This is a genomic window from Pseudidiomarina aestuarii, assembly GCF_048263735.1.
GTDB lineage: Bacteria > Pseudomonadota > Gammaproteobacteria > Enterobacterales > Alteromonadaceae > Pseudidiomarina > Pseudidiomarina aestuarii_B.
On the sequence record NZ_JBLXDX010000002.1, the window covers coordinates 508599 to 520915 of the forward strand.

Annotated in this window: 9 protein-coding genes and 2 rRNA genes; 6 read left to right on the forward strand and 5 right to left on the reverse strand. The window is 49.0% G+C overall.

The features are described from left to right. Positions 1-314 precede the first annotated feature (314 nt). The 6 genes from ACN0S4_RS07060 to nspC all read left to right on the forward strand — a co-directional run bounded on the left by ACN0S4_RS07060 (position 315) and on the right by nspC (position 8432). The gene (locus tag ACN0S4_RS07060) at positions 315-1769 is read left to right on the forward strand and encodes an NAD-dependent succinate-semialdehyde dehydrogenase (RefSeq protein WP_417656984.1); all 1455 of its coding nucleotides are present in this window, start codon (positions 315-317) and stop codon (positions 1767-1769) included. Beyond that, positions 1766-3118: an aldehyde dehydrogenase family protein gene (locus ACN0S4_RS07065; RefSeq protein WP_417656985.1), complete on the forward strand. Its 1353-nt coding sequence runs from the start codon at positions 1766-1768 to the stop codon at positions 3116-3118. Before ACN0S4_RS07060 ends, ACN0S4_RS07065 begins: the two co-directional genes overlap by 4 nt. 31 nt (positions 3119-3149) lie before the next feature. Continuing rightward, complete coding sequence (locus ACN0S4_RS07070; protein ID WP_417656986.1) at positions 3150-4007, forward strand: tetratricopeptide repeat protein; 858 nt, start codon at positions 3150-3152, stop codon at positions 4005-4007. Positions 4008-4090: 83 nt separating this feature from the next. Next, positions 4091-5989, forward strand: coding sequence for a GNAT family N-acetyltransferase (locus ACN0S4_RS07075; RefSeq protein ID WP_417656987.1), 1899 nt, complete (start codon positions 4091-4093; stop codon positions 5987-5989). 102 nt (positions 5990-6091) lie between these two features. After that, a complete protein-coding gene (locus ACN0S4_RS07080) occupies positions 6092-7291 on the forward strand; it encodes a saccharopine dehydrogenase family protein (RefSeq protein WP_417656988.1) in 1200 nt (399 codons plus the stop codon). A gap of 4 nt (positions 7292-7295) precedes the next feature. Next, a complete protein-coding gene (gene nspC / locus ACN0S4_RS07085; RefSeq protein WP_417656989.1) occupies positions 7296-8432 on the forward strand; it encodes a carboxynorspermidine decarboxylase in 1137 nt (378 codons plus the stop codon). Positions 8433-8465: 33 nt separating this feature from the next. Here the strand turns inward: nspC and ACN0S4_RS07090 are convergent, their stop codons facing one another. The 5 genes from ACN0S4_RS07090 to ACN0S4_RS07110 all read right to left on the reverse strand — a co-directional run. Further along, positions 8466-9203 carry a type III pantothenate kinase gene (locus ACN0S4_RS07090; protein WP_417656990.1) on the reverse strand — a complete coding sequence of 246 codons (738 nt, stop codon included), beginning with the start codon at positions 9201-9203 and terminating at the stop codon, positions 8466-8468. Then, positions 9181-10179: a bifunctional biotin--[acetyl-CoA-carboxylase] ligase/biotin operon repressor BirA gene (gene birA / locus ACN0S4_RS07095; RefSeq protein ID WP_417656991.1), complete on the reverse strand. Its 999-nt coding sequence runs from the start codon at positions 10177-10179 to the stop codon at positions 9181-9183. The genes ACN0S4_RS07090 and birA overlap by 23 nt, the downstream gene beginning before the upstream one ends. A gap of 3 nt (positions 10180-10182) precedes the next feature. Beyond that, positions 10183-11190, reverse strand: a complete 1008-nt coding sequence (murB, locus tag ACN0S4_RS07100) for a UDP-N-acetylmuramate dehydrogenase (RefSeq protein WP_417656992.1) — start codon at positions 11188-11190, stop codon at positions 10183-10185. 361 nt (positions 11191-11551) lie between these two features. Continuing rightward, positions 11552-11667, reverse strand: a 5S ribosomal RNA gene (gene rrf, locus ACN0S4_RS07105). Positions 11668-11813: 146 nt separating this feature from the next. Beyond that, a 23S ribosomal RNA gene (locus ACN0S4_RS07110) occupies positions 11814-12317 on the reverse strand; the annotation flags it as partial.

Here is a 12317-nt window from a genome sequence, read left to right on the forward strand (position 1 = left end):
CTAAAAGGCGTCGGTAAGCTCTCTTCAACTTACAAGGGGGCTGAATACACCAAGCAACAGAACATGATGAACACTCTGGCAGGAATTAGGCGCTGTTTACCCCAACGATTCAGGGGTAAAGCCGCTCCCATCAATAGCGGTAATGACCCTGAGGAGCGCGCACTATACGCGAGGTTGCGAAGAATTACAAGCAAAACTCAATTTGGTCGCTACGGTTGAAGTTGGCGTATTTAGCCTCAATACTCTTGTATATAAGTAGCTGAACTCACTCAAGTACCATTGTCGTTTGCTACAGCGACGTAGAGGAGATGTAGATGGCTCACAGTAAACGTTCACTTATACAAACCAATGCTTTCATTGACGGGCATTGGGTTCCTACCGATGAACGCTTTTCAGTTAAGAATCCGGCGACCGCTGAAGTAATCACAGAAGTCGCTGATGGCGACGCTCAATTGGCCGAGCGAGCAATTGATGCCGCCTACCGCGCCCTGCCTTTATGGCAACAAAAGACTCCGGCCGAACGTGCCGCAGTGCTGCGTAAATGGCATCAAGCTATTTTGGCGAACAAACAAGCACTCGGCGAGCTCATGAGCGCCGAACAAGGTAAACCGGTCGCTGAAGCCGTTGGCGAAATTGAGTACGGTGCGAGCTTTATTGATTGGTTTGCTGGCGAGGCGGAACGCAGTTATGGCGATATCCTCCCGCAGTCGCAAGCGCAGCAACGAAGCTGGATTACGAAACAAGGCGTCGGGGTGTGCACAGCCATTACACCGTGGAACTTCCCCAATGCCATGATCACTCGTAAAGTAGCGCCAGCACTTGCTGCAGGTTGTACTATTGTGGTCAAGCCGCCGCAGCAAACACCATTATCTGCCTTAGCTCTGGCGCAACTCGCTAGTGAAGTAGGTATCCCTGATGGAGTCATCAACATTGTCCCGACCACCAATGCTAAAGCCGTTGGTGAGGTGCTCACTACGCATCCTCGGGTTCGCAAGTTTACTTTTACTGGCTCAACGGCAGTCGGCAAGCAACTCATGGAACAATGTTCTGGCACCATGAAGAAGGTATCACTCGAACTGGGTGGCAACGCTCCATTCATTGTCTTCAAATCAGCCGATCTTGAACACGCGATTGATCAGCTCATGATTGCTAAATTCAGAAATGCGGGGCAAACCTGTATTGCGGCGAATCGCGTACTGGTCGATGAAACCATTGAAGATGATTTCATCAAGCGTCTTGAGCAGCGTTTGGAAAGCCTGAAAGTTGCTGCTGGCGACGCCGAAGATGCCGACTATGGCCCTTTAATTGATGACGCTGCAGTTGAAAAAGTCGAACGTTTAGTCGCTGAAGCGCAAGAACAAGGCGCTGAGCTTGTTTGTGGCGGCAAAGTGCTGACTGACCTCGGTCCACAATTTTACGCACCGACACTACTCAAAAAAGTCGCAGCAACCATGGCGATTGCACAGGAAGAAATTTTTGGCCCTGTTATTGCCATTCAAGCCTTTACAAGTGAGGAGGAAGCCGTCACCACTGCAAACTCAACGCCATTTGGTTTAGCAGGCTATTTTTGTTCACAAGATATCGCTCAAATCTATCGCGTGAGCGAACAACTCGACTGCGGTATGCTAGGTATTAATGCCGGTGCCATATCGCATGCCTACAATGCGTTTGGTGGTGTCAAAGAGTCTGGTATCGGACGCGAGGGTTCTCGCTACGGTTTGGCTGAATACCAAGAAACCAAGAATATTACCTTAGGCGGATTAGCATGATTGAATCACTGCGCACTACCTACGCAACTGGAGTTACGCGCTCCTATAGCTGGCGTAAACAGCAACTTGAAGCACTGGATAAACTGATCGTCGAACATGAAGAAGACCTATTACAAGCACTTCATGACGATTTAGGGAAGTCCACCGCCGAGGGTTGGCTAACTGAAATTGGTTTTTTGCGCAGTGATATCAAGCATACCTTGAAACATCTGCGCCGCTGGATGCGCCCGAAGCGCGTCTCCCAACCGCTACTCGCGTGGCCAGGTAAAAGTTACTTACAACCTGAACCACTCGGTGTGGTTCTGATTATGGGTGCTTGGAACTACCCCATTCAGTTGTTGCTCAGTCCATTGGTGGCCGCTTTAGCAGCAGGTAATTGTGCGGTTCTTAAACCGTCCGAGTTGGCTGATGCTACAGCTACATTGTTGGCTCGCCTGTTGCCCGACTATTTAGATCCGAAGGCCATTAAGGTCGTTACCGGTGGCGCGGAAACGGCTCAACAATTGTTGGCAGAGCGCTTCGACCACATCATGTACACCGGCGGTGGGCGCGTTGGTCGTATTGTCATGAAAGCAGCGGCAGAACACTTGACCCCAGTCACGCTTGAGTTGGGTGGCAAGAGTCCTGCGGTGGTGCTCAATGATGCGGACCTCCCGACCACCGCTCGACGTATTGCATGGGGTAAATGGATTAATGCTGGGCAAACCTGTATTGCCCCAGACTATGTTCTGGTCGACGCTCGTCAACATGACGCGCTCGTCGACGAGTTAAAGAAGGCTATTCACGAATTTTTTGGTGCAGAAGCCGATCAAGCCAGTGACTATGGTCGCATTGTGAATGAACAACATTGGCAACGGCTGGTCGAGTATTTAAACGATGGAACGGTCGCCCATGGTGGGAGCTATGAGCGTGAAGAGCGCTATATTGAACCGACCATACTGACTTCCGTTACAGCCGACAGCGCGGTCATGCAAGAAGAGATTTTCGGTCCCATTCTGCCGGTATTGCCAGTGAATAACTTAGCTGAGGCCATCGAGTTCATTCAACGACGTGACAAACCATTAGCTTTATATGGTTTCAGTAGCAATAGCTCAGCCTTGCAACAACTGACAGAGAACACACATGCGGGCAATCAGTGCAACAATGACACGTTGATGTTTATGCTCAATCCCGAGCTGCCATTTGGTGGTGTAGGACCGAGTGGCATGGGCCGTTACCATGGGAAATTTGGCTTTGACACCTTTAGCCATCACAAGGCGTTGATGTCGCGACCATTCTGGTTTGATCCCAAGTTTCGCTATCCGCCCTATACATCCTTTAAACAAAAGCTACTGCGCTGGTTTTCCTAATACTGATTAGAGTTTATTTATTGAGGTCACTATGCTTTCGACAGCAGCAAATATCGTCGATGTGACGGTTCAGAACTTTCAAGAAACCATTCTAGAAGGTTCTCAATCTAAATTAGTTCTGGTGTTTTTTTGGGCCGATTGGAATGAGCCCAGCATGCAATTGCTCCCCACATTGGAGAAATTAGCGGCTGAACATGCAAGCACAGTCGTGCTGGCCAAGCTGAACTGCGACGAACAACAGCAGCTTGCAGCACAATTCGGTGTTCGTAACTTGCCGACCGTTGCATTTTTTAAAGACGGCCAACCGGTCGATGGTTTTGCCGGCGTTGAGCCCGAAACTGCGATTCGTGAGCGAATTCGAGGACATCTGCCGAGTCCGAGTGAAGAGCTCATCGAACAAGCAATGCAGCAACTCGAGGCAACCGACTATGAAGCGGCCTATGGTTTAGCGAAACAGGCCTTTGATATCGATTCGAGTGCAGCACAAACCCGACTCGTGCTGGCAGCAGCAGCTTTAGAACTCGGCCGACTCGAGCAAGTTCGTGAACTCCTCGATTCAATCAGTATGGTGGATCAGGACAGTTTTTATCAGCATCTTGTCAGCAAATTAAAGATGGCTGACGAGGCTGCTGACTCCCCCGAGCTGAGAGAACTTGCCGAACAACTCAGTGCTCAGCCAGAGAACCTTGAACTGAAAATGGATTTCGCCATTAAGTTGTTTGAAGCAAAACGCATGGAAGAGGCTCTCGAACAAATTTTCGGCGTATTGCGGCACGACCTCAACTATTCCGACGCACGCCAACGGGCCACTGATATGCTCAATGCGTTACCTCCAGGTGATCCGCTCGCAACCAAGTATCGCCGCGTGTTGTACAGTCTGCTCTACTAAACGCAGAGTAGACTTTCTTCGCAGTCGAATAACAGGTACTCTCTGGATCTCAGCCACTGACTGTGAAAATATAACGTTAATCTATGATCAATCGCTTACCAGAGATGCTCACTAAACTGGCGGAGCAACGTCACCGTGGCGTGCTCCTGCTCGATGGCGATGCGTCGTGGTTAGCCGAGAACGTTCAACAGTTACAGCAACAATCCGTAGACCTGTGGCTAAGCGATTCCGATCCGCAACACATTGCCGTTCATCGCTATCGAGATTGTCTAGGCAGAACGACTCAACGAGTTGTGCTTGATATGCGCACAGGCATTCATGCGGATGCTCTGGCGGCTTGCTTGGGCACCGTCACGGGTGGTGGTCTCTTGATCGTAGTGTTACCACCTCAAATGAGCGCATTCAAAAGGCGTTTATTACAGTGTGCTCAAACGAGCTCCTCTGTCATTGTTTTGACGCCCACAAATACCTTCGACTGGTCTTTACTACCCGATCTAAAGCCGGTGGTCAAAACTGACTTCGAACTGACCGACGAGCAAACTCAAGCGAGTGCCACTATGGCTGACCTCATTGGTACCTGCCATCTGATTATGGCTGATCGAGGGCGAGGCAAAAGTACTACATTGGGCGTCGCTTGTCGCCGTTACTATAACCATTATAAAGAACCTGTCATCGTTACCGCGGCGCATCCACACGCCGTCCAATCATTGCTCGAACAAGCCGGTGATGCTGCCGTGTTTCGTCCTTGGGATAAATTACTTCAAGCCGACTCAGACGGACATGGTAAGCGGTTAGTTATCGACGAAGCCGCAGCAATTCCCTTGCATATTTTACGGCAATTAGTTGATCGTTACTCAGTGTGGGCGGTTGCCACCACTATTGATGGTTATGAAGGTTGCGGAAAGGGCTTTGCAATTCGCTTTGTCGACTGGCTCCGTCAACGGCGAATCTGCAAAACGCATGAACTGACTCAGCCACTGCGCTGGCATCCAGATGACCCCGCTGAACAATGGCTTCGCGATGCGTTGATTTTGCAGACAGAACCTCTCACGATTCCTGAATCCAGGCAGAAAGAAATCAGTATTCGCGATTGCCATGCGACACAAATCACCGAGCAGGAACTTCGTGACGTCATGGCGCTGTTACTGGATGCTCATTACCAAAGTAGTCCGAATGACCTCAGACTGCTTCTTGATGGCAATGATCAGCGCCTTATGGTGACCTATTCGGGTCAGACGGTCATCGGTGTCATATGGTACGTTGAAGAAGGTCCGCTCACGGAATCGCTTCAGGGCGCAGTGCTCAAAGGTGAGCGCAGACTTTTGGGGAATATCATGCCGCAAGCAATTGGCTTCTACTTGCAGCAACCCGAGGCGCTCTCGTGGCGCTGGTGGCGAGTTACACGCATCGCCGTTGCTACAGCGCTCCAACGCCAAGGGCTCGGTTTTCGGATGTTACAAGAATTGAAACAGCGAGCACGTGAGAGTGACGTGGATGCTTTGGGAAGTAGCTTTGGTGCCGAGCCTGGGGTAATGAAGTTCTGGCTAGCTGCTGATTTTCAGATTCTCCGCATGGGCCGAAAAATGAATATGGCCAGCGGTTTTCCCAACGCACTGATTGCGTGCGGACTCAAAGCGACCCAACGTCTTCTTATCGATAATTGGGCGCACTACTATTCGACTGAAATTGGCTGGTTACAGCATCATGAGGTCATCTTATCGCCGTCCTGTTACAGCATTGCCAGACAGCAACTTGCCGGTTTTGCATTCGGGCATTTACCGTTCAATGACGTGCAGTTCGCTTGGCGCGTGTGCGATCATAAAAAGTCATTAACGGCCTACGAAGTGAAGCTCCCTGGCGGCTTATTGGAGGCGCGCGGAACCCTTGCCGAGCTCGCCAAAAAATACGGATTTCCTGATCAATCATCCATGCAATCTCAATTACGTCAATTGGCCCGTCTGTATTTAGAACGAACGCGGTAATTCGCCTTACATTTCATGCGAAATCCTTATTTTTGTGCTATCTTTTGCCCTTAATTTCATTGCCGACAAAATTGGCTATTTAGACAAAAAGGGTATTGATACATGTCTCGAGTCTTAATCATTGGAGCAGGTGGTGTTGCTGGCGTGGTCGTGAAAAAATGCGCCATGTTACCGGAGTATTTTTCAGAGATTCACCTTGCCAGTCGCACACTATCAAAATGCGAACAGTTGCAAGCTGAAGCCGGAAAAGATCGGGTAGTCGGTGTCTATAAAGTGGACGCTGATCAAGCCAGTGAAGTCGCAGATCTGATCCGCAAAGTTCAACCTAGCTTGGTGATTAACGTTGCTCTGCCTTATCAAGACCTCCCAATCATGGATGCCTGTTTAGAAACCGGCGTTCATTATCTTGATACTGCGAACTACGAACCTAAAGACGAAGCGAAGTTCGAATACTCGTGGCAGTGGGCCTATCAAGAGCGGTTCAAAGAGAAAGGCATCATGGCGTTACTCGGTGCAGGTTTTGATCCGGGTGTTACGAACGTATTTACCGCCTACGCAGCGAAGCATTACTTTGATGAGATTCATTATCTGGATATCGTCGATTGCAACGGTGGTGATCATGGCCAAGCGTTTGCGACGAACTTCAATCCAGAAATCAATATTCGTGAAATCACGCAACGTGGCAAATACTGGGAAAACGGCGAGTGGCATGAAACCGACCCGATCAGTGTTCGCGAAGATCTCGATTATCCAAACGTCGGCGTACGTGCATCTTACTTGCTGTTTCATGAGGAGTTGGAATCTATCGTTAAGCATTTTCCAACGCTGAAGCGTGCTCGCTTCTGGATGACATTCGGTCAGGAATATTTGACCCACTTACGCGTTTTGGAAAATGTTGGCATGACATCTATTCAGCCGATTGAATTCCAAGGTCAGAAAATCGTTCCACTTGAGTTTTTGAAAGCCGTATTACCGAACCCAGGCTCTCTCGCCGAGGGCTACACAGGCCTAACCTGTATCGGAACTTATGTAACGGGTATCAAAGACGGCAAAGAGAAAACTATTTTCATCTACAACAACTGTGATCATGCAGTGTGTAACGCCGAGGTTGGCGCGCAAGCAGTTTCCTACACAACTGGTGTCCCAGCTATGATTGGCGCATCAATGATGCTGCAAGGACACTGGATGAAGCCAGGCGTTTGGAATATGGAACAATTCGATCCAGATGAGTTCATGGCGCGCCTGAACAAATATGGCTTGCCGTGGCAGGTCGAAGAATGCGAATCGCCATTTAAGCGCTAATGACATGACCAATAAATACTTAGATTCAGCGATTCCGTCGCCTTGTTACGTATGTGATGAGGCGCTTCTTGAGCGCAACCTCAAGCTAATGCAGCGGGTGCAGCAAGAGAGTGGCGCACACATTATTCTGGCGCTGAAAGGATTCTCAATGTGGAGTACTTTCCCACTGGTCAGAGAATACTTAGTGGGCTGCACCGCGAGTTCTGTCTGGGAAGCGAAACTTGCAGCTGGCGAGTTTCAGCGTGAAGTCCATGCCTATGCTCCCGGCTACAAGCCAAGCGAAATTGATGAGTTGCTGCCGCTCGTTAACCACATCTCATTCAATAGTTTGAATCAATGGCAGCGCTACAAAGAGCAGACGCTTGCCGCGGGTGTTTCAGCAGGAATACGAGTGAATCCGGAGCACCAAGAGGCGGAGACTGAGTTGTACGATCCGAGCGCTCCAGGTTCACGTTTAGGTATTCGTGCCAGTGAACTTGAGCAAGCGGATTTAATCGGTATAGAAGGTCTCCATGTCCACAATTTGTGTGAATGTGATTCGTTTGCTTTGGAGCGGACATTAGCCGCTGTCGAACAGAAATTTGCGAAGTGGTTGCCGCAAATGAAGTGGCTGAACCTTGGCGGTGGTCACCTCATGACACGTCAAGGTTACGACGTCGATCACCTCATTGCGCAACTGAAGCGATTACGTGAAACCTACGACATCGACATTATTCTGGAGCCAGGCTCAGCTGTCGCCTGGCAAACCGGTCCATTAGTGGCCGAAGTCGTTGATGTTATTGAGAACGATGGCTTGATTGCAATTCTGGATGTATCCGCAACTGGGCATATGCCTGATGTGCTTGAAATGCCATATCGCCCAGCCGTTACCGATGCTCGTGAGCCGGGTGTACTACCCTACACATATAAGTTAGGTGGTAATTCCTGTTTAGCTGGTGACGTGATTGGTCTTTATAGTTTTGCTGAGCCACTGCAACCCGGTTCACGAATTATTTTTGAAGATATGATGCACTACACCATGGTTAAAACAACGTTCTTTAATGGTGTTCAACATCCGCATATTGGGATCTTGCGCAAAGATGGTCGGTTCGATTTGATCCGCTCGTTTAGTTACGAAGATTTCCGTTCGCGACTATCGTAATAACACACAAAAGCGGCGCTTCTGCGCCGCTTTTTATTTCTGCTCTGCGTACCTCGCCAAACCATAAAGCACTAATTCAGTGCGTAATTCTCCTCGACGACGCAACTCAATCGGAATCAGTGGGGTTGAGCCGCCACTAAAAATAATCCGATAATCAAACCAGTCAAGTTCGGTCTCCGTTACCGCGAGAGCTTGTCGAATAAATCCGACCATAGCGTTCGTGCAGCCGTTACTTAAACCATCAGGGGTCGACAGGCCGAGTTGGTTCACTTTGCCCCAAGAGCCATCGTGATGGCGAAATACCTTCGGTGCCCGGTCAATGACTGCCTGCTGCATTAAATCGACGCCTGGTGCTATCCAGCCGCCTAGATGACTACCATCGGGGTTTAACCAGTCCGCGGTTATTGCCGTACCCGCATCAATAATTAAAGTAGCGCGTTGTTGTTCGCTGTGTGCACCAATCATGGCTAACCATCGATCAATTCCCAAGGTTTCCGGTTGCTCATAGGCATTGGTCACACCAAACGCAGTTTTCTCCGAATGCACTTCTCTGATCTTCACCGAAGTTTGACTGAGCCATTCACTGAGCAATGTCATGCGTTCCTGATTGCTCACTGCGCCCATCCAAACATTTTCTATATCGGTTGGGAAACTCGTATTTTTAAGCTCCGAATACGACACATTGAAAAGTGGTTCGAGATGACCATCTGCATCCATTAACGCAGTCTTCACCCGGGTATTCCCGGCATCAACGAGAAGTTGCTTCATCATTTCTTAAACTCACCTCGCCTGCATGATAGGCTTCAATTTTACCGTCGCGTTTTAACAACAACGCACCTTGTTCATCTATGCCAACGGCAACGCCTCGAATAGCGTGTGTTCCCATCAGCAATTTAACGGCCTGATTCTGATACGCATCAAATTGATTCCAGCTTTCACGAAATGGCTTGATTCCCTGATTCTGATAAATCATTAGCGCTTCTCGAACAGCGGTGATGATACGTGCGACCCACTCGTTACGATCAAAAGCACCGCCCAACGCTTGTTCTAAATCAATCCAAGGTTGATCAATGTCACGAGCAGCCCACTCAGGCATACTCAAATTAACACCAATACCAATAATAGCGGTTGCCGGACCGGTCGCTTGTCCTTCAAGCTCGACCAGAATACCGGCAATTTTACGCTTCTCTATTAAGACATCGTTAGGCCATTTGAGTTGCACCGCCTGAATACCAGACTCCGCAAAAGCTTTAGCGATCGCGGTACCAATGGCCACACTCAAGCCCATCGCTTGACTCATGCCATTTTCGAGCGGCCAATACATGCTTAAATAGAGATTAGTCCCAAATGGCGAGCTCCAACTGCGACCACGACGACCACGGCCTGCAGTTTGCGCCTCGGCGACCACCGCAAAACCTGCCGTTTGTGGTGTTTGCTTGATAACAGCTTTTAACACATCATTGCTTGAGCCAACGATACGCTCAAGCACCATATTAACGTCGCCTTCTCGATCCAAAAACTTCGCTAATTTCGCCTCATCAAGAAGTTGCAATGGTTTGTTGAAGCGATAACCTCGCCCGGTAACGCTATACACATCGAGACCTAACGAGGATAACTTTTTAATATGCTGATTGATGGCCGCACGGCTGAGATCCAATTCAGCACCAATCTTCGTGCCCGAGTGAAACTGTCCATCACTGAGAATCTCAATTAATCTTACCAATGTTTGCTCTTGTCTCTGTGTCATCAGCTACATCTCTATTAAATCTGATGGACCGAGGAGGCGCACTTCCACCTCGAGTTGAATCTGAAACGCTTCCGCCACCGACCGAACGATAGATTGAGCGAGTGCTAGCAAATCATGCCCACTACCGGGCTTAGTATTCACTAACACGAGTGCTTGTTGTGGGTGTACCAAAATGTCGCCACAACCTTTCCTCTTCCACCCTAACCGATCAATCAACCAACCTGCTGGAACTTTGACTAAATCATTCGGAATTGGATAACCCGGTAGGTCATCATACTCTGATAATAGATCTTGGTAATGTCGCGCCGGAATAACTGGATTCTTAAAGAAGCTTCCCGCATTCGGAGTCGTTTTGGGGTCTGGCAGTTTATGGGTTCGTACCGCTACCACGCGTTCAAATATATCGAATGCATTCACTTCATCGCCATTCAAGCTCTGCAATTCGCCATAACTCATTTCTCGGCGCCACGTTTTTGAAATCACAAAAGTAACTGAGGTAATCAACCAGCGCTCGGGGTTTCGTTTAAAGATACTATCTCGATAGCCGAACTGGCATTCCTGATTATTGAACTCGACAAACTCCAACACTTGTCGATCCCATGCCCGAACACTCTGAATAAACTCACTGACTTCACGTCCATACGCACCAATATTTTGAACAGGTGCAGCACCAACGGTGCCCGGAATCAACGCTAGGTTTTCAAGGCCAAATATATCCCTCTGAAGACAATAAACTACCAGCTTATGCCAGTTTTCACCGGCACCGATCGTGAGCTTCCAGTCACTGTAGGTTTCTTCGAGAGTAATGCCCTTAATCTTGTTCAATACAATGGGCCGACCGAAATTCTCAGTAAATACGGTATTGCTGCCTTCACCAAGAACATAGTAGTTATCTTGCGGCAGTTTTAGACAATCGGATTCGTCATCGATTTCACGCACTTCAGAACCCAGGCTGGGTAATTGAAATGTATGGAGGTTGATAAGTGGGACATTACGATGCGTCGTGATCATACACATATGATAGTGAATATCGACCAAACAGGGAATAACTAAAAGTGAACAGTGAATAGGGAACAGGTAATAGGAAAGACAAAACCTAAAAGAGGGCTCTTTTTAGTGTTTAGGTTTGCTATTCCCTATTCTCAGTTCACTTTTCACATAAAAAAACCCCAGCCCTTTTGGGCTGAGGTTTGTTTATTTGAAGCCTGGCGGTTTGCCAGGGACTCGCAGAGCTCGCCCCGCTGCGCAGGCGAAAGCCTAAACTGTTAGGCTTTCGAATTCCCTGCTTCGCCCTACTCGAGAGTAGGACACCTTCGTCTGATTGAAAATAAAAAAACCCCAGCCCTTTTGGGCTGAGGTTTGTTTATTTGAAGCCTGGCGGTGTCCTACTCTCACATGGGGAGACCCCACACTACCATCGGCGCTGAAGCGTTTCACGTCTGAGTTCGGAATGGAGTCAGGTGGTTCCACTTCGCTATGGCCGCCAGGCAAAACTGGTACAACATTAACAAGTCTGATTGTTCGTAATGGCTTACCGGCTTCGGTAAGTCTTGCCACTCTCTTGAGCCACTTCGATAAAGTGCTCGAACTTATGTCTTTCTCTTGGCAACAGCCATAAACACTTTCGGTGTTGTATGGTTAAGCCTCACGGGCAATTAGTACGGGTTAGCTCAACGCATTACTACGCTTCCACACCCCGCCTATCAACGTCGTAGTCTTCAACAACCCTTTAGGACAATTACATGTCAGTGAGAGCTTATCTTGAGGCTCGCTTCCCGCTTAGATGCTTTCAGCGGTTATCGATTCCGAACATAGCTACCGGGCAGTGCCATTGGCATGACAACCCGAACACCAGCGGTTCGTTCACTCCGGTCCTCTCGTACTAGGAGCAACCCCTCTCAACTCTCAAACGCCCACGGCAGATAGGGACCGAACTGTCTCACGACGTTCTAAACCCAGCTCGCGTACCACTTTAAATGGCGAACAGCCATACCCTTGGGACCGACTTCAGCCCCAGGATGTGATGAGCCGACATCGAGGTGCCAAACACCGCCGTCGATATGAACTCTTGGGCGGTATCAGCCTGTTATCCCCGGAGTACCTTTTATCCGTTGAGCGATGGCCCTTCCATACAGAAC